Below are 19403 nucleotides of genomic sequence, written 5' to 3' on the forward strand. Positions count from 1 at the left end.
AATAATTTTATTAGGTTTTTTTGTATAAAAGGAGAGTGCCATATGTTAAAAGTTCAAAGCACATTTAAAAATGATTTGACCACGATATATTTAGTGGGAACTCCAATTGGTAATTTAAATGATATATCAAAAAGAGTAATTGATACTTTTGAAATCTCTGATGTTATTTATTGTGAAGATACTAGAGTGAGTTTTAAATTATTTGAAAAATTAAAGTTATCAAAGAAATTAAAAGCCTTACACAAATTTAATGAATATTCAATCTTGCCAACAATAATGGAAGATATTAAAAAATGTAAAAATATAGCGATAATTAGTGATGCTGGTGTTCCTTGTATTAGTGATCCAGGAGCCATTGTTATTAAAAATATTATTGAAAATGATATAAAAGTGAATATAACTTCAATAAACTGTGGTCCTGCATATATTCATTCAATAGTAGCTTCAGGTTTTATTGCAAAAAGGAATTTATTTTTGGGTTTTTTAGATAAAAAAAATATAGAAAAAGATATGCAAGAAATCTTTAAGCAGAATAAGAATGGTGATACTATTATAGCTTTTTATGAATCTGTTCATAGAGTTCAAGCAACATTAAATCAGCTCTCACTACAATTAAATGAAAATACAAATATTGTATTAGCAAGAGAATTAACAAAACTCAATGAGGAGTTTTTAAGGGGAACAATTATTGAGATCTGTGAATATATTAATAATAATAAATTAATTTTAAAAGGAGAATTTTGTGTTGTTATCGATTCTAAATATTCTTTAAAGAATGAAATAAAAGTAGATATGGAATTAATTATATGTGAGGTTGAAAAACTAATATTAGAAAATATTAGTAAAAAGGAAGCAATAAAAACTATTTCAAAGAAATACTCTGTAAATAAAAATGAATTAACAAAATATTTTTATAAGGATTAATTTTTTAAATATTATGACGACATTAATAATGGAGGTCTAAATATGGAAAAATTATCTATACAAAAATCAAGAGAAATTATTGGAGGTAAAGGAATGTCAGGAGCTTTGCTTAATGGTTTTAGTTCTATTACAAAATCAATTGGTGAACTTTTTTCAAATTCAATAGGAGCAATTGCCACTACTGTTTTTACAGCAATTTCATTAAATAAAGTTGATAAACTAGATGTTAAAATTGGAAATTCTACTTTTAAGACAGATAATTCAACTTCGAATAAAGCTGCAATTGAAGCTGAAAATAATGTTCCAAATGTAGTAAATTTGTTTTAATATTTGCTTAAAAAGTAAAAAAAAGTAAAAAAATCTATTAATTTGGTATAAAATTATTTAGGTTGCTAGTTTCAACCGCACTTTTGTATGTTATAAAGAAGTTTGCAAAATAACTCACATACAAGGCGAGTCTAGACTGGGAGGAATAAAGATGTTCGCAATTATAAAAACTGGTGGAAAACAAATTAAAGTTCAATCAGGAGATGAAATCTATATTGAAAAATTAGAGGTCGAAGAAGGTAAAAAATTTACTTTTAATGAAGTTCTAATGATTGATGGAACTGTAGGTTCACCTTTAATAAAAGGAGCAACAGTTATAGGAACTGTTGTTAAACAAGGTAAAGGAAAGAAACTTAGAGTTGTTAGATATCACCCTAAGAAAAATGTTAATAAAGTATATGGTCACAGACAACCTTATACTAAGGTTAAGATTGATACTATTTCATTAAGTGGTTCAAAACCATCAATAGAATCAGCTGCACCAAAAACAACAGCTGCACCAAAAACTTCTACTTCAAATAAAACAGAGGAATAGTTGATGGTAAAAGCAAAAATTTTTAAAAAGGAAAATAAAATAAATTCATTTGTAATAAGTGGACATGCAAATTTAAAAGATTATGGAGAAGATCTTGTATGTGCTGCAATTACAGGGATAGTTTCAGGATCATTAAATGCATTAGATATTAAATTTAATAAAAATATAGAAATTAATGTTGATGCAAATAGAATAGAAATAAAAGTAATAATAGAGGATAATTTATTAAATCATCTATTAGAGTTTATGATTATTCAACTAGAAACTATTGAGGTACAATATCCAAAGAATTTTAAAATAGAAAGGATGATTTAATATGCGTTTCTTATTAGGATTACAATATTTTGCTTCTAAAAAGGGAGTAGGGTCAACTAGAAATGGTCGTGACTCAGAATCAAAACGTTTAGGAGCTAAAAAAGCAGATGGACAATTTGCTAATGCAGGTTCTATAATTTTCAGACAAAGAGGAACAAAAATCCATCCAGGTGTAAATGTTGGACGTGGTGGAGATGATACATTATTTGCATTAGTATCAGGAATAGTAAAATATCAAAGATTTGGTAAAAACAGAACTAGAGCTGTTGTTATTCCCCAAGAATCTAAATAATAATAAATAAGAGGCTCCTTTAAATAGGAGTTTTTTTAATGAAAAGAGGAGTTTAATAATGTCATTTTGAGTATTAGTTTTTATTTTATTATTTTTATTTGGTATTTTAAGTTTTTTGTATAAGATTAAATTAGGAAAACGTGAAAAAAATAGTAAAGATAATATTCAAGTTAATGAAGCATTAAAAAATTTTAAATCCTCATTTGCAAGTCAAAAGGATAAAGTGGTTTTAATAAAGGAAATTGATTTAGTTGAGAGTTTTAATAGATTTCCTTTCAAATCTGAATTTAAAGAAATAAAGAAAAAATATAAAAATGAAAAACTAATTTTTACTATTGAAAATACTCAAAAAAGTTTTTATGATTATTGAGCAGTTAAAGAATTTGATTTTTTTGTAATTTTTGAAAACTTATCCAAAAAAAATTTTATTGTATTTTCAACAAAAGTTCTATTATTGATATACAGTGAGTTTATTACAAAAACTTTTAATTTGTATAAGCAGACATTTATTTTAGCAGTTATACCAGCTATCATTTTTAAAGAAGAAAATAAAGGTTTTAAATCAATTAGACCAGAAAGTTTAAATGAATATATTGACAGTCAGTTTCTTGAATTTTCTAAACAATTAAATAAAATTATTGAAATGATTGAAATTCAATTGCAAGTTAAATCAAAAGAAAAAAATAAAACAGATTTTAAAGTTAATGAAATGCAACTAAAATTAATAGAAGCTTACAAAGTTTTGGAAGTGTTACCAACTGATTCAGATGATAAAATTAGAAAAGCCTATTTAAAACTTGCTAAAATATATCATCCTGATAAAAATAATAATGAATACGCAAAAGAAAAAATGGCTCAAATAAATGATGCCTATGATATTGTTGTAAAAGAAAGAAATAAAAATTAAGGAGAATATCTATGAATGTAGTTAAAGAAATATTATTAGGTCAATATTTTGATCAAGCTTTGGAAGAAACAAAAAAAATAGTGGCTATGCCATCTTATAGAAGAGATCTGACATATGGAGCGTCTGTACATCAAGAAATAAAAAATGTTCTAAATCATTGTATAGATTTACTAAAGGGTTTTGGTTTTGAAACTTTTATAGCTCCAGATTACAGATATGGTTATGCAGATTATGGAACTGGGGATAAATTATTTGGAATAATTTGTCATTTAGATGTTGTTCCTGCAGGAAATATTGATGAGTGAAAAACTAATCCATTTGAACCAATAATAAAAGATGGAAAATTAATTGGTAGAGGGACTTTTGATGATAAAGGACCTACAATGATGAATATTTTTGCTTTTAAATATTTAATTGATAATGGTTTTAAACCAGATTATAAAGTTAGATTTATTTTTGGTACAAGTGAAGAAACAAACTGAGAATGTATGGAAGCATATGTTGCAAATGAGCAATTGTGTGATTTGGGATATGTCCCTGATGGTCATTTTCCTGTTGTCTATGCAGAAAAATGAATTGCTGATGTTGATTTAATGGGAAAATTTGAATCAGAATTTGAACTAAGTGGAGGAGAAGTTTACAACGCCGTAAATGATTTAGTTAAATATAATGGACCTAAAAAAAGCGAAATTGCAGCTTGATTAAAGAAAAACTCAATTGATTCTTATGAAAAAGATAACTGCTTATTTGTGAAGGGAGTATCAGCTCATGGAAGCTTACCATTTAAAGGAATATCTGCATCAACTTGATTATTAAAAGCAATTGATGAGATTGGATTAAAACATCCTTTGGCTGAATTTGTTTCAAAATATGTTCATCTAAATTTTGATATGAAAGAGATATTTGGTGACTTAACAGATGAGACTGGAACTTTAACTGCTTGTAATGGAATAGTTGATGTTTCTAAAAAAGACTTTAGATTTACAATTAATTTCAGAATACCTTGTACAAGAGATCCAAAAAAAGATGTTGTGGAAGTTTTAGAAAAATTTGTTTCAAATCAAAAGCTTGAATTAAAATTATCTTCAATTGAAGATAGAGTTTATTTTCCAAAAGATAGTGAAGTCGTAAAAAACATTATGCAAGTTTATAAAGAAGTAACTGGGGATTTGAAAGCTGAACCAATAGCAATTGGCGGGGGAACATTCGCAAAATCAATGCCAAATATGATTGCTTTTGGAGCAGAATTTGATATGAATGATTCAACTATGCATGCATATAACGAATATGTGAAAATTGATGATTTAAAGAAAATGATGGAAATTTATGCAAAATCTTTAGTTAAATTAACAAAATTAAAATAATGCTTTTAAAGCATTATTTTTTTGTAGAACAAATATTAAAAAATGATATACTATAAATATTGTATATTTAATTTTGGGTATGCAATCACATATGGGAATTTTATCTCCTAGTGCTTGTTATTTTTAATTAAACAAGTGGATTTATTTTGAACCATTATGGAAGATTAACAAATAAAAATTTGAAAGGACCTTAAATCATGGCAAAAGATTTAACAAGAGAACAATTATGAGATGCTGGAGCTCAATTTGGACACCAAACTAAGCGCTGAAATCCAAAAATGAAACCATATATTTATGGAGCAAAAAACAAAAATCATATTATTGATTTACAACAAACTATTTGAAGATTAGAAGATGTTAAAAGATATGTTACTTTAATTGGACAAAAAAAAGAGAAGATTATTTTTGTTGGTACAAAAAGAAGTGCCAAAAATGCAGTAAAAGAAGCAGCACTAAGAAGTGGGAATTTCTTTGTAAACTCAAGATGATTGGGTGGAACATTAACAAATATGAAAACAATTTCATTAAGAATTAAAACTTTATGAGATATTGAAAATGAAGAAAAAACAGGAAAAATAAACTTAAGACCTAAAAAAGAACAAATTTTAATTAGAAAAGAAAAAGCTAAATTAGAAAAAACTTTAGGTGGAATTAAGCAGATGCATAAACTACCTGCAGCTATGTTTGTAGTTGATCCTAAGACTGATGAAATTGCTGTTAAAGAAGCAAGAAAATTAAGAATTCCAGTTATTGCTATATGTGATACAAATGTTGATCCAGATATGGTTGACTTTGTAATTCCTGCAAATGACGATATTCAAGAATCAGTAAATATTATTACTAATTTTATAGTTGATGTTTATGCTGATGCAGCAGGTATTAAAATGCAGCCAAGTAGTTTAAAAATTATTGCTCAGAAAAAAGAAGAGAAACAATATGGAGAAGGTCATAGACCACCATATACACCAAGAAATAATGATTCAATGGGTGAAAGATCAGCTGCACCTAAAAAACCTGCTGTAATTAAAGAAGAAACTAAATAGGAGAGATTAAAATGGCAGTTACACCACAATTAATTAAAGAATTAAGAGAAATGACTTTTGCTGGAATGATGGACTGTAAAAAAGCTTTAGAAGCTACAAACGGTAATATTGAAGAAGCAATAGTTTGATTAAGAGAAAATGGTTTAGCAAAAGCAGCTAAAAAAGCTGATAGAGTAGCAGCTGAAGGAGTTTCATTTGCAAAAACTGATGGTAAAAAAGCAATTATTTTTGAAGTAAACTCAGAAACTGATTTTGTTTCTAAAAATGATAAGTTTATGGCACTAATTGAAAATATTGGTAATGCTTTATTAAAATCAAAAGCTACAAATTTGCAAGAAGCTTTAAATGTTAAATTAGCATCAGGGCAAAATATTAGTGAAGCTTGTGTAGAAGCAACAGCAACAATTGGTGAGAAAATTGAATTAAGAAGAATTGCTGCAGTTGAAGGAAAAAATTTAGCAATATATAATCATGCAAATAAAAGAATATCTGTATTACTGAATTTTGATGGAAACATTTCAAGTGAAGATGCATATAATGTTTGTATGCATGTTGCAGCTATGTCTCCAAAATATTTATCAGAAACTGATGTACCTCAAGAATTTAAAGATCAAGAAATGCATATTATTAAGGAAACTACTGATTTAACTGGTAAACCTGAAAATGTTGCTGAAAATATTTTAAAAGGAAAGCTAAATAAAAAAATTGCTGAAATAACTTTATTGGATCAAGGTTTTGTAATGGATGAAAAACAAACAGTAGGTAATTTTGTAAAATCAAAAGGTGCAACTTTAAAAGAAATGTTTAGATTTGAAGTTGGAGAAGGAATTGAAAGAATAACAACGGATTTTGCAGCAGAAGTTGCAGCACAGTTGGAAGGTAATTAATATGATTAATAACTTATTATCTTTAGAAGCAAGTAATCTATTAGTTCTTTCAGTTGTACTTTTAATTGTTGCACCTTTGTCATCAATCTATTCATGATACTTAACAAGTTTATTTAAGACTAATAAATCTGAAGTTAAGTTTGCTAATAAATTATTAGTTGGAATTACAATAGGTTTACAAATTTTATCAATTCTTGGAGCTGTTATGTCGTTGGTATTTTATTTTATAGATTTAAAAAGTTTAACTAAGTCATTGTTTATTACTTGTATTGTAATAGCATTTGTATCATCAGCTATTTGGTTTTCAATGGTTTTATTTTTTTCAAATCAACTATGATTTTATATTGATGATGAAAAAATTGTTACATTAGGAGAATCAATCAAATTATCAAAAATTCAAAAAATAATTGAAGATGATGAAAAAAGCGCTGTTTATGTTAACTACTTAGAAGGTAGAAGAACAATTAAAAAAATAAAATTTAGTAAAAAAACAGCTTTGGGAATTTATTTTTTAGAGAATGCATCAAAAACGGGTGTTAATCCAGAAAAGGGAGATGAAGCTACTTATTTTAAAGAACAAGTGGCTAAAGTTAGAGCTGAAGCTTTAGAAATTTCTAAAAAAGATGTAAAAGCACCAAATGAAAAAGTAGAAATAGCAGCTGAAAAAACGGTTGCAAAAGCTGAAAAAACGGCTGAAAAAACAGTTGCTAAAGCAGAATCAACTGCAAAAAAGACAGTTGAAAAAGCTGAAAAGACAGTTGAAAAAGCTGAAAAAACAGCTGAAAAGACAGTTTCTAAAGCAGAATCAACTGCAAAAAAGACAGTTGCAAAATCTAAGACGGATTTAGAGAAATAAAATTAATATATAAAAGCACATTTTAATATGTGTTTTTATTTTATTTAATATAAAATAAATATGAAAAAGGCAGAGGTAACTTTTAAATAAGTTTGAGAAACACTCTTAGAACCTGATCTAGTTAATACTAGCGTAGGAAGACCTTTAGAATAAAAATTCTGCTTTTTTCATGGAGGAACTTCATGAATAAAAAAATTTTAAAATTATCAATAGCTTTATCTACAATAAGAATATTAATTTGCTTAGGATTAGTCATTTGAGCAATTATTACAATTATTGATGTAGGAGATCAAAACGGTAGTCTATTCCTTGGAAAAATAATAACAATCTCTTTTTGCTTTTCATTATTTTTTGTTTTATTTACTTTAATAAATTTTTCACTAATTCTTAATATTATTCTGGATAAGGATAATATTAATAAAAAAAACATAATTGCCTTAGCCTTTATAACTTTAAATTTAGAGACTTTAATTTACTATTTAAGTAAACATGACTTTAAATTTAAAAAAATAAAATTGAAAAGATGAACAATATTTGATATAACTTCAATTTCACTATTATTAGCTTTATATTTTTCAATAGGTTTTGTAACAGGATTAATACCACCAATGCCTTTTTATATTACATTAACATTTAAGTATATACCTCTTTTTTTTGGAGCATTTATTTTGTCAATATCAGCTTCAATTACTTTATGTTTCTTAGCAGCAACTTTATCAATACTTTTGCCAGGAGCATATTTACAGTTCTGACAATTTTTCTTTGATTATTGATTGCCAACTCTATTAATTTTTACAGCTGGTTTTTTCACACCCAATGTAAAATCAGATAAAATGATTATTAAAATAGGAGTATGATTTGCCTTTATTTCTATACCAATTATATTTTTATATTTCTCAAGAGTTACTTCAGGAGTTGTATACTGATTAAATCCAAATAAAATTGAAGTAATTAATAAAGAATTTAATTGAGCAAATAATATTGGTTACTCATTTATTTATAATTCCATAAATACAATTTTTGATTATATACTTTTAATAATTTGCATTCCCTCAATATGTGAGTCACTTTGAACTGTAAAGGAGCGATTTTTTTATAATAGAGACTTAACTCAAGAAGAATATATTGGGTAGTTTTTTTAATATAAAAAAAATTTTCATTTTTTATAAAAATGAAAATATATACAATATATCTTTTAAAATTTTTTTGTAGGAATTAAAGTGAAATTCTTGAGAGGAATATTTTATGTCTAAAAATATAAAAAAATATAAGTATAATTTTTTAAGAATTATACTTACAATTATTTTAATTCCTTTAATTTTAATAAAATCAAAAAAGGATTTTAAAAGATATAAGGATTTTTGTTATAGATATCCAAGATCTGAAAAAGACAGGAATATTGGTCAGTATCCAAATATTATAAGTAAATTAAATTGTTTAGATTATCACTATTGAGATTTAAAAAAAATGAATTTAAAAGAGGAGTCATTTAAAAAAAATGATATTAAAGAGTATAAGTTGGAAACCAAAAAAGGAGATATAAGCTATATTAAAGCTATAAATAAGAAAAGCAATAATTGAGTAATTGCTTTACATGGTTGAACTGAAGATAAATATCTAGCATTAAGACTTGTTTACCACTATTTTAAAAAGGGATATAATATTTTATCTTTTGATGCATTTGCACATGGAGAGAGTTATGGCAAATATACTGATATTGGTTATTCAAGTGTTGAAATGCTAGATGAAATTATAAGTGATTTAAAGATTAACAATAATGTTAAAAATATTGGTTTAATCGGTAATAGCATGGGCGCTTCAACTTCTATTTTATATTCTCAAAAAGGTCTTTTTAAAAATGAAATAAATTGAGTAGTTGCTGATTGTGGTTTTAATAAAATTAAATATCAATATCGTTATTATATTCAAAATAATTTTTTTAAAAAGGCTTGATGATTCAATGGTTTAAATTATACTAAGAAGTTTAGTAAAATTACAAAGACTAATCAAAATAATTACAATTTGATTAAAAATATGAAATTTAATAAAGACATACCAATATTTTTTATACATGCTATTGGTGATACATTTATTCCTTATGAAATGAGTTTAGATATGTATAATAAAAAAATCTCTTTAGAAAAAAATAAAAGAAGTATATTATGAACACCAAAGGGTTCTGAACATGTAAATGTAATTGTAGATTATAATGAAGAGTATATAAATAGAACTTTAGAGTTTTCAAAAGAAAGCGAGAGAATAAAAAATGAAAAATAAGAAAATGGGTTTTTGAACTGTGTTAGCTTTGACATTAACAGCAACAATTGGTTCAAGTTTACTTGTTACTTTTAATCAAGTTTTTATGATGGTTGGTAATAATCCATTGCTTATGATATTAGCTTGAATTATTGGGGGGATAATAATTTTGCCTGAAACATTTTTAATGGTAGAACCTGCAATTTCTTTTCAAGAAAATGGAACTACTTATAGTTGATTAAGAAAAGCAAATTGAAAAGTTATGAGTTTTTGATTTGGTTGAGTTTTAACATTATTTGTATCAGCAACTGCAATAGCGAGTAGTTGCTTAGCTTTATCTACAATTATTATGAGTATGGCAAAAGCTGATGATATTTATCTATTAAAGACTATATCAATTTTAATTTTATTATTAATTGGGGGAACTCAAATATTTTTAAAAAATAGTAGTCAAGTAAGTCAAATAATCTTTTTAGTAATTAAAGCATTACCTATATTATTTGTAATGCTATTAGCTTTAGTTTATGGTTCAACTAATGGTCTTTTAAGTAGTAAGGAAATGAATCAAGGTTTAGGTCAAGCATATATTTCATCTTCTTTATTAATTCCAGCAATTACAATGACTATGTTTTCATATTCGGGTACAGAAGTTCCAACTTATGTGGCAGGAGAAATTAAAAATGCAGAAAAAACTACACCAAGAGTAATTATTTGTGGTGTGATAATTGTTATTACAATTTATTTAATATATGGGATTGCTCTTTTATCATTAGCCTCATCAGGGGATGAAATGGCAAATGGTAATCAAGGATTATTAGCTTTTTCTAAATTACCTTATTGATCAAAAATGACTTTTAATGTTTTAGCAATTTTATTATTTATAGGTTCAATTAATGCTTTTTTGTTATATCAAACAAGATTGATATACAAGATGGCAGAAGAAAAAGATTTATCTAAGCCATTTTTAAAAACTTCTAAATGATCAAATCAACCATATATGGCTATGTTACTTTTAATTGGCTGTGCTATATTGTATATAATTTTTAATCAAATTATTGAATTATTAGCATATTTTTCATTAGCAGTAAGTGCATTAAAAATATTAATGACAACTAATGTAATTTACTTAAGGTTAAAAGAACCTACTTATAAGAAAATTTACAAAAATTGGCTATTTTGAATATTTGTTACTTTTGCATATTTAACTTGTCTATTAACACTTGGAGGGTCAATGATGTTAATGTTAAGCACAACAAAAATTGCTGATATTTGAAAACCTATTTTAGTTATATTGTTAGTTATTTTAATTGTTCCAATAGGTTTTTTAAAATTCTATTTACAACAAAAACAAACAAAAAAGGAAGCTATTGATAATAGACAGATTTAATATTTATATTATTAAATTGCAAAAAACCCATATTTTTATCAAAAAAATATGGGTTTTTGTTATAATCTATCTAGCGAGGTAAGTATGGCACTAAAATTTAAAAGAGTTCTATTGAAAATATCTGGAGAAGCCTTAAAAGGAAATGGAGACATTTATGATAAGGAAAGACTAGACGCTGTTGCAAAGCAAGTAATTGAATTAACTAAGCAAGGTTTGCAAATTGGAATTGTAATTGGTGGGGGAAATATTTGAAGAGGAAAGTTAGCAGATACTCTTGAATTATTTAGAATTGAAGCAGATTATATGGGAATGTTGGCAACAATTATGAATGCATTAGCATTTGAAGCGACATTAAGAAAATTAGGATTTGATAAAGTAAAAGTTTATTCATCTTTGGAAATTAAAACTGTAACAAGTTCATATAACTATAGAAATGCAAGAGAAAAACTTGATGAAGGTTATGTAACAATATTTGCTGGAGGAACTGGTTATAGTTACTTCACAACAGATACTGGAGCAAGTATTAGAGCAATTGAAATTAAAGCAGATGCTTTATTAATGGCTAAAAATGGAACTAAAGGAGTTTATGATTCTGATCCAAATACTAATTCTCAAGCAAAATTTTTAAAAAAATTAACACATAATGATTTAGTTGCAGGAAACTTACAAGTTATGGACTCAACAGCTGCAGCATTATCAAGAGATGGCAAATTAGAAATTGTTGTCTTTGATATGAATGGTGCAGACAACATTATCAAAATTGCACATGGTGAATTAGAAAGCACTGTAATTAAATAAATAAGAGAGGATTTTTAAAATGTCACATGAAATAATTGATATCACTGAAATGAGTATGGAAGAGACAATAGAAAGTTTTAAAGAATACTTATTAAAAATTAGAACAGGAAGAGCTAACGCAAATATGCTAAATAGTGTTATGGTTGATTTCTATGGAACTCCAACACCATTAAATCAAACTTCACAAGTATCTTCTCCTGAACCTCAACAGTTAGTTATTAAACCTTATGATAAAGGTCAGGTTTCTGCAGTTGTAGCAGGAATAAATAAGGCAGATTTGGGATTAAATCCAATTGCAGAAGCTGATTTAGTAAGAATTAATATACCATCACTAACTGAAGAAATTAGAAAAGACTTAGTTAAAAAAATGCTAAAAGAACTTGAGAGTTTTAAAGTTAGAATTAGAAATGCAAGAAGAGATGCGAATGATAAAATTAAAAAAGATAGTTCTTCTCCAGAAGATGTAAAAAAAGATTTGGAAAATCAAATTCAAAAACACACTGATAAATTTATTGATATGCTTGATAAAATGGCAAAAGATAAAGAAAATGATTTAATGAAAATTTAGTATTTATTAGAAAGCTTATGCTTTTTTTATTTTGTTTATCTAATATTTGACCCTAATTTAACTTAAAAGATACCTTATAAAAGTCCTTCAGGCAAGGTTGTAAAACATTTATTTATATATATACTAAATATTAGAGGTGTATCTTATGGGATTTAGTATAGGGATGGTTGTATCGTATAATCGCCAAAATTATGTAATATTAGAAATAATTGAAAAGCAGATTAATTCTACTTTCATTAAATTTTTGAAATTAAAAAACCTAATAGATCAACAGATAGTAACAGTTAATTCTCAAGAAGTTCAACAAATTGAGTTAAGACCAAGAAGAGAAGCACAAAAAGAGGTAACTGAAAATCAAATTACTGATACTAGTTATATTGAATCTTTGTTTTCAGAAATTGGTGTAACACAAGAAACAGAAGATATTAGTTTGTTTGATTTAACTGGAAAAAATACTTTTACATTAGATGATATTATTTTTGATAATTTTGAAAATGATGAAACAGTAAATATATTTGAAAAATCTAACACGGCATCTGCATTAGTTGAAAACTTTCAAACTCCTGAAACAAAAGTCCACTTAACACCAAGGAGAAAATCTTCATTAGAAAATATTTCACCAATAAGTGAGACTTTTAGTGATCTGAAGTTGGTTGGGGAAGTAGCTACTAAAACTACTGAAATAATTCCTACAAGAAAATTACAACAAGAAAAAAAACAATCTGAAATTAATAGAATACAAGAAATTAAAAATTTTAAAAAACATGAAATCGAGTATGAAAAGAGAAAATTAAAAGAGATCTCATCACCTGATGAATCAAATTTTAATCAAAATGATCAATTTAAAAAATATTTAATAAAGGAATTAGAATCTAATCCTTCAAATGAAAGAAATTCTCTTTTATTAAAAGAACTGAATTCTGATTTGATTAAAGAAATTAATCAAGTTGAAAATAAAGATAATACAAACTTATTTAAAAATGATTTTACTGAGTTATTAAATAAGGAAGTGATTGAAAAAGAAACTGAGCTTAATAAGTTTGCAAATAACTCAATTAAGGAGTTTGATGAAAAACACTTTGATACTTTGGAAACTGGACCTTTGAACACTAGAAGATTGTTTGAAAATTTTAATAAGCAACAAAATTTTCAAGATAGTTTAAATGAAAAATATAAAGATAATGTTGATAATACAAATACTTTATTTGGAGTTAACAGAAATTTTAATCAAGATGCTTTAAAAAATTCTAAAATTTATAAAAAATTTAAATTAATGAGCTTATGATTAGTAATTTTATTATTAACTATGGTGATTACACCAATAATTGGAATATTTATAAAAAGTTCAGTTTACTGAGTTCAAAATAAAACATTAAATCTAAGTGCAATATTTACTTTCAATTTTAATAATGCGATAGATGTTATTTTTATGATAGCATTTATATCAATAACATTAGTTTTCTTAATTTACTTAGTTTTCTATTTGATAATAATTAGTGATAAACAATATAAAAAGATTGCTTTTTATAATTTTCAACTTGAGAATAGGGTTGAAATAATTGACTCAATTCAAAATTATAATAATGAATCAAGTGTCTATTTAATTAAAGTTCATAATGAAATTAAAAAAATCAAAAAAGATATTAAAAAAATTAAGCAGCAACAAATCAGTCCAGTAGTTTCTAAAAAAGAACAAAATCATCAAAAAATTTCACACTAAAAGGTCATTTAAATTACCTTTTAGTTTTAATTTGTAATAAAATATAATTTGAGGTGCAAAATGAAACACTGAGATATAATAATTCTATTTCCAATACTTTTTATAGTTTGTGCTATTTCAATGGTATTTTTGTGCAAAAAAGAAAAATTGCAAAAGACTACTTATTTATGATTAATTCAAATTATTTTATTTTGAGTAGCAGCTGGATATGCAGGTATTGAAATAAAAAATCAGATAAGTTTACAAAAAAATATTAGTTCAACAAATTATATTTTAGCTAGTGTTTTTTCAACTTTTTTATTTTTAATTATTCTAAAGCCAATTGCAACTTTTACTACCGGAATTATGCAAAATAGGAAAATTTGAATTCAAATAAGCAATGTTTTACTAATCTTAGTTTTAGCATTGATAAGTTTTCTAAATTTGCCATTATGAATGTTAATTATTGTATCAATTATGCTTTCATTTTGTTTAGCAAGTTCAACATTATTTACTCTATTTTTAAATGAGCAAAGCTTTTTTAGAATATATATTATGCCATCAGTTTGAATTACATTTATATTTATTTCTTTTTCATCTTCTTTAGGAATTTATTTTAATAATGTGAATATGGTTGCTAATAACAATGGAAGCATAATTTTATTTAATTTGTTATTAATATCGATGTTAATTACAGGCTTTGTGATTAATTTTATAATTAAAGAAAATAAAAACCTAGTTCAAGTATTTGATAATGAAGTTTTAGAACATTTACCTAAGAAGAATAATTTTACTTTTTTTATTATTTACACATTGGCTTTTCTATTAACTTTGACCAGTGCAATTAACAACTCATTATTTATAAAGTTATATATTGCTTTAAATTTAACTAATTTAAATCTAAATGACGAGAATGTTTTGACCTGATTAAGAATTAATGAATTTATTTATTTAATTCCAACAATATTAGCTTCAATATTAAGTTATAAAGTTTTAAGAAAAATAATAGAACAAAAATATTTAATCTATATTAATCTATTTGTTTTGTTTTCAACATATACAATAATGGCATTTATTTCTAATCCATTTATATTTATATTATTAAATATACTTACTGGAATTTGTTTTAACCAAATTATTTACTCATTATTTTCAGCTTGTTTATTTTGGAATTATAGAAGTAAAAAAAATCCAGTTACAGGTTTTTATGGTAGTTCAATGTTTCTTGGATATTTTATTGTTGAAGTGACACAAAATAGTTTATCTAGTTTAAAAGTAGGTATTTTTAAAAATTTTTCAAATTTAGATCAATTGTTTATTTTTAAAGAGACTTCAACAAGTGAAGAAATCGAAAAACTTTTAAGAAACTTTGATAATTTCTCAACATTAATAATGTCAATTGCTTGTGTGATTGTGCTTGTTTCAATATTAATATTTTACTTTATGAGTAATAAAATATTTGCAGACTATAATAAGTACAATTCAGCTACAAAAAATTTAAAGATGTTAATTAAAAAAAGAGTTATAACAAAAACAAAAACAAAATTGAACTTAAAAGCTATAGAGGAGGATATTAATCAAGATTATGAATAAAATTTTTAATGATGAAATTGAAGTTATTTTTGAAATTAATCCTTTTGAAATAAAAAGTGTTAAGAAATCTAATGTAGAAATACTATATCAAAAGACTTCAGAATGAAAAAAAAATTGACCAATTTTATTTCCTATTTGTGGTAATTTAAATGGTAATTTAGAACATAATGGCAAAACTTTAAAACTTGAAAGACATGGTTTTTTTAGAGAGATAAGGAATTGAAAAATTACTGAGGAGAGTAAAAGTAGGGTGGTTATAGAATATATGTCAAATAATGATTTTTATCGTATATACCCTTTTAAATTTAAAATTATAATTGAATTATATTTAATAGAGAATAATTTTTTTTTAAATATAATTGTAAAAAATCTAGAGGACGAAACTATGTTTTTTTCACTTGGACATCATCCTGGTTTTAAATTTTTCAATAAAGGAAATTTAAAATTTGATAAGTCAATCTTATTTTCAAATAAATTTGAAGAAGGACTTATTGTAAACTTAAATAAGGATATTAAAATTAAAGAATTTACACATAAAAGTTTAGATTTTAATAATAGTAAATCGTATATAACTGATAATTATTATAATGAAGATATTATTTTAAATAATGGAGAAATAGAATTTAAAATTAAAACTAAAGATTTTAAAAATTTAGTACTATGAAGAGAAAATAATAACTGTGATTTTATTTGCATTGAACATTGAAATGGATTACCTGATATGAAAAATAGAACATCTAAGGAGTTAAAAGATAAGCCGGCAATTTTAAATTTAGAACCTAATCAAGAAAAGGGTTTTCTATTACAAATTGAATTTTAAAAAAGATGCTATTGCATCTTTTTTCATTCCTCATAATATTCTAATATTAATATTTTTAATTCCGGAACTAACATATCTTGTTGAACAGTTTTAAAAATTTTCCCCTTTTTAAAAATAATACCACCTTTGTTTCCACCAGCTATTCCAATATCTGCTTGACTCGCTTCACCTGGTCCATTAACAACACAACCAAGTATTGCCACTTTTAAAGGGAATTGCAGTTCTTCTACGAATTCTTCAACTTCCTTAACAACATCTCTTAGAGCAAATTCTAATCTTCCACAAGTTGGACAAGCAATTACCTCAACCATATTTTCAAATAGACCTAGTGAGTTTAATAATCTTTTTGCAACTTTAATTTCTTGAACTGGGTCTTCACTTAAACTAATTCTTATAGTACTTCCAATTCCTCTTTGAAGAAGGTAACCCAGACCAAAACTTGATTTTATTGCTCCATTTAATAAACTACCAGCTTCGGTAATTCCTAAATGTGCAGGGTAGTCTCAATTTTCACTAGCAAGTTCATATGCTTCAATTGCCATTAAAGGGTCGGTTGCCTTTAAAGAGTAAATAATATCTTTAAAATTATACTTTTCTAATATCTCAATATGTTCTCTAAGAGATTCAACCATTGCTTTTGCTGTTCAACCATATTGAGCAACCATTTTTTTTGGTAAACTACCTGAATTTACTCCAATTCTTATTGGTATTTTTTTTTCTTTGCATTTTTCAACAACTGCAATTGTATTTTCTTCAATTCCAATATTTCCTGGATTTATTCTTATTTTAGCGCAACCAGCATCTGCTGCAATTAAGGCAAATTTATAATTAAAATGAATATCCGCAACTATAGGGACAGGGGAGTTAGATACAATTTGTTTAAGTGCATTAGCATCATCAATACCTAATACTGCAACACGAACAATTTGACATCCCTCTTTATAAAGTGAATTTATTTGTTCTAGAGTTTCCTCAACATTGTGAGTTTTTGACGTTGTCATTGATTGAATAACAACATTGCTATTTCCTCCAATTTCAATATTGCCAACCATAACTTTTCGTGTATTAATTCTATTTATCATAAATTTCTCCAAATTGTCTTTTCTTTACTCAAATATTATACACTCTTTTATAAGCTAAATTTTAGTACACATAATGGGGTTATAAAAATTTTTTTATGTATAATTAATATAGTAAGGGGTAAAAATTATGTCCGGAAAAACTACATTAAGAGATATAGTTGAAATTAATAAAACACTTGCCTCTAAAGAATATGAATCTTTAATAGAGTTTAATAAATATAGTGATATTATTCAAAAATACATTGATGAGACTTTTTTCAAAAATGATGCAATTATTGAAAAATTAGTTGAATATTGTGATAATAGTGCCAGATATCTAGATATTACTTTTAAAAAAGCAAGTGGAATTAAATTAAGTACTGAAAATATTCATAATTATACAAGCAATGTAAAAAAATCAATTGAAAAAACAATTTATAGTCAAGAAAGTACTTTCGATTTTTCAATTTTTGTAGAAATTAAAAGTATCTTTAAATATTTCCTAGAAAAATCAAAAGAATATGAAGCACTAAAAAATTTTAAAGAATTGTATAGTGTAACTTCGGTTGAATTTCATCAGCAAAATGAAAGTTTTAAATATCTTTACACAATATTTGATAAATTAACTTATATTGCAAAACATTTAAATGATAAGTATTGTAAAAAAGAATCTACAAAGTACTCTAGTGAGTCATTAAGATTTTCGAATGATTTTTTGCCAAATATTTCTTTTTTATCAAAAAGTGCTTTAGATTTCCAACAACTATCAGATGTTATTGAAATAGTAACTTATTCTAAGGCTTGACATTATATTAGAAGGTTAAGAAATTCCATTGAACATGATTTTGTTGATCCAACATATAAATATAATATTTGCTTTTCATTAGAGTTATTATTCATAATAATTGGTAGAATAATGCTAGCGTTGAATAAATACTTACAATCAAACGAGCAAATTAAGGAAACATTAGATTCCTTAAGAGTGGAAAAATAGTTTAATTTAAGAGGTACATTATGAATAAATGAAATGAAATACAACTAAATAATTTTAATGGACCACTAGACTTATTACTTCATTTAATAAAGGAAAAAGAAATGAATATTATGGACATTAATTTAATTGAACTTTCTTCACAGTATATAAGATATATTAAAGAATATGAGTTACTAGATATTGAAATCGCAAGTGAATATTTGATTATGGCTGCATACCTTATAGAATTAAAATCAAAATTATTAATTCCAAAAGAAGAAGTAGAAGTTGATTCAAATTATGAAGATCAAGAACGAGATGATTTAATACGCAGATTAATGGAATATCACAAAATTAAAGAAGTAACAAATTTTTTTAAAACTAAACAAGAAGATTTTTTAAAGACTTTTAGTAAAACAAAAAGTATAATAAAAATAGCTAAAATTGATGATGATGAATTACCTTTAGCTCAAAATAATATTAATATAGAAAAATTCTCAAATATATTCTTAAAAGCAATTGAGAAAAATAAATTCCAAAGAATGGAAGTTAATACAATTAATAGAGTTGATGTTTCTCCTGAAGAAGTAGCAGAAGAAATTAAAGCATTTTTAAAAAATAATAATATTGACGAAATTGATTTGGAAAAGTTAATTGAATTAAAAGAATTCTCAATTAGAATGATGGTAGCAACTTTCTTGGCTGTATTAGATTTAGCAGCTAAGAAATTTATAACGCTTTCTCAAAATGGAGATGCAGTTATTGTAAAATATTTGAATTAGATTATTAAGAGGAGAA

At 25.2% G+C, this 19403-nt stretch carries 20 protein-coding genes, 1 pseudogene, 1 riboswitch and 1 other annotated feature; of the genes and pseudogenes, 20 read left to right on the top strand and 1 reads right to left on the bottom strand.

Annotation, left to right across the window (positions count from 1 at the left end; genetic code table 4):
- The first annotated feature begins 42 nt into the window (after window positions 1–42).
- From rsmI to AACL15_RS01345, 18 genes and pseudogenes are all read left to right on the top strand, one after another.
- Window positions 43–924 (top strand): 16S rRNA (cytidine(1402)-2'-O)-methyltransferase, encoded by an 882-nt coding sequence (gene rsmI / locus AACL15_RS01260; protein ID WP_339034552.1) that lies wholly within the window; start codon window positions 43–45, stop codon window positions 922–924.
- A gap of 42 nt (window positions 925–966) precedes the next feature.
- Window positions 967–1251: a hypothetical protein gene (locus tag AACL15_RS01265; RefSeq protein ID WP_339034554.1), complete on the top strand. Its 285-nt coding sequence runs from the start codon at window positions 967–969 to the stop codon at window positions 1249–1251.
- A 63-nt stretch (window positions 1252–1314) separates the two neighbouring features.
- Window positions 1315–1394 (top strand) — a sequence feature (ribosomal protein L21 leader region).
- 8 nt (window positions 1395–1402) lie between these two features.
- Window positions 1403–1699: pseudogene (rplU, locus tag AACL15_RS01270) on the top strand (50S ribosomal protein L21); the annotation flags it as partial.
- A 90-nt stretch (window positions 1700–1789) separates the two neighbouring features.
- Window positions 1790–2101 (top strand): ribosomal-processing cysteine protease Prp, encoded by a 312-nt coding sequence (locus AACL15_RS01275; RefSeq protein ID WP_339034556.1) that lies wholly within the window; start codon window positions 1790–1792, stop codon window positions 2099–2101.
- A 1-nt stretch (window position 2102) separates the two neighbouring features.
- Window positions 2103–2393: a 50S ribosomal protein L27 gene (rpmA, locus tag AACL15_RS01280; protein ID WP_053945913.1), complete on the top strand. Its 291-nt coding sequence runs from the start codon at window positions 2103–2105 to the stop codon at window positions 2391–2393.
- A 58-nt stretch (window positions 2394–2451) separates the two neighbouring features.
- A complete protein-coding gene (locus AACL15_RS01285) occupies window positions 2452–3300 on the top strand; it encodes a J domain-containing protein (protein WP_339034558.1) in 849 nt (282 codons plus the stop codon).
- An 11-nt stretch (window positions 3301–3311) separates the two neighbouring features.
- Window positions 3312–4664, top strand: coding sequence for a Sapep family Mn(2+)-dependent dipeptidase (locus tag AACL15_RS01290; protein WP_339034560.1), 1353 nt, complete (start codon window positions 3312–3314; stop codon window positions 4662–4664).
- A 197-nt stretch (window positions 4665–4861) separates the two neighbouring features.
- On the top strand, window positions 4862–5707 hold the full coding sequence (gene rpsB / locus AACL15_RS01295) for a 30S ribosomal protein S2 (RefSeq protein ID WP_339034562.1): 846 nt from the start codon (window positions 4862–4864) through the stop codon (window positions 5705–5707).
- 11 nt (window positions 5708–5718) lie between these two features.
- Window positions 5719–6594, top strand: a complete 876-nt coding sequence (gene tsf, locus AACL15_RS01300; RefSeq protein ID WP_339034564.1) for a translation elongation factor Ts — start codon at window positions 5719–5721, stop codon at window positions 6592–6594.
- 1 nt (window position 6595) lies between these two features.
- Window positions 6596–7450 carry a hypothetical protein gene (locus AACL15_RS01305; RefSeq protein WP_339034566.1) on the top strand — a complete coding sequence of 285 codons (855 nt, stop codon included), beginning with the start codon at window positions 6596–6598 and terminating at the stop codon, window positions 7448–7450.
- A 61-nt stretch (window positions 7451–7511) separates the two neighbouring features.
- Window positions 7512–7607: riboswitch (TPP riboswitch) on the top strand.
- Window positions 7608–7632: 25 nt separating this feature from the next.
- Window positions 7633–8583, top strand: coding sequence for an energy-coupled thiamine transporter ThiT (locus tag AACL15_RS01310; protein ID WP_339034568.1), 951 nt, complete (start codon window positions 7633–7635; stop codon window positions 8581–8583).
- Between the two features lie 112 nt (window positions 8584–8695).
- Window positions 8696–9727, top strand: a complete 1032-nt coding sequence (locus AACL15_RS01315; protein ID WP_339034570.1) for an alpha/beta hydrolase — start codon at window positions 8696–8698, stop codon at window positions 9725–9727.
- The gene (locus tag AACL15_RS01320) at window positions 9717–11093 is read left to right on the top strand and encodes an amino acid permease (RefSeq protein WP_339034572.1); all 1377 of its coding nucleotides are present in this window, start codon (window positions 9717–9719) and stop codon (window positions 11091–11093) included. Before AACL15_RS01315 ends, AACL15_RS01320 begins: the two co-directional genes overlap by 11 nt.
- An 84-nt stretch (window positions 11094–11177) precedes the next feature.
- Window positions 11178–11891 (top strand): UMP kinase, encoded by a 714-nt coding sequence (pyrH, locus tag AACL15_RS01325; protein WP_339029557.1) that lies wholly within the window; start codon window positions 11178–11180, stop codon window positions 11889–11891.
- Window positions 11892–11910: 19 nt separating this feature from the next.
- Window positions 11911–12459, top strand: a complete 549-nt coding sequence (gene frr / locus AACL15_RS01330; protein ID WP_339034574.1) for a ribosome recycling factor — start codon at window positions 11911–11913, stop codon at window positions 12457–12459.
- A gap of 145 nt (window positions 12460–12604) precedes the next feature.
- Window positions 12605–14179, top strand: a complete 1575-nt coding sequence (locus AACL15_RS01335) for a hypothetical protein (RefSeq protein WP_339034576.1) — start codon at window positions 12605–12607, stop codon at window positions 14177–14179.
- A gap of 60 nt (window positions 14180–14239) precedes the next feature.
- A complete protein-coding gene (locus tag AACL15_RS01340) occupies window positions 14240–15751 on the top strand; it encodes a hypothetical protein (protein ID WP_339034578.1) in 1512 nt (503 codons plus the stop codon).
- Window positions 15744–16571, top strand: coding sequence for a hypothetical protein (locus tag AACL15_RS01345; RefSeq protein WP_339034580.1), 828 nt, complete (start codon window positions 15744–15746; stop codon window positions 16569–16571). Before AACL15_RS01340 ends, AACL15_RS01345 begins: the two co-directional genes overlap by 8 nt.
- 8 nt (window positions 16572–16579) lie before the next feature.
- Here the strand turns inward: AACL15_RS01345 and ispG are convergent, their stop codons facing one another.
- A complete protein-coding gene (ispG, locus tag AACL15_RS01350; protein ID WP_339034582.1) occupies window positions 16580–17653 on the bottom strand; it encodes a flavodoxin-dependent (E)-4-hydroxy-3-methylbut-2-enyl-diphosphate synthase in 1074 nt (357 codons plus the stop codon).
- Between the two features lie 127 nt (window positions 17654–17780).
- On the opposite strand from ispG, the gene AACL15_RS01355 reads away from it, so the two are divergent.
- Together AACL15_RS01355 and AACL15_RS01360 are read left to right on the top strand one after the other, a co-directional pair.
- Complete coding sequence (locus AACL15_RS01355) at window positions 17781–18626, top strand: hypothetical protein (protein ID WP_339034584.1); 846 nt, start codon at window positions 17781–17783, stop codon at window positions 18624–18626.
- A gap of 20 nt (window positions 18627–18646) precedes the next feature.
- A complete protein-coding gene (locus AACL15_RS01360) occupies window positions 18647–19387 on the top strand; it encodes a segregation and condensation protein A (protein WP_339034586.1) in 741 nt (246 codons plus the stop codon).
- The last annotated feature ends 16 nt before the right edge of the window (window positions 19388–19403 follow it).

Origin of the sequence: Spiroplasma endosymbiont of Cantharis rufa (assembly GCF_964019665.1) — a bacterium.
GTDB lineage: Bacteria > Bacillota_I > Bacilli_A > Mycoplasmatales > Mycoplasmataceae > Spiroplasma_A.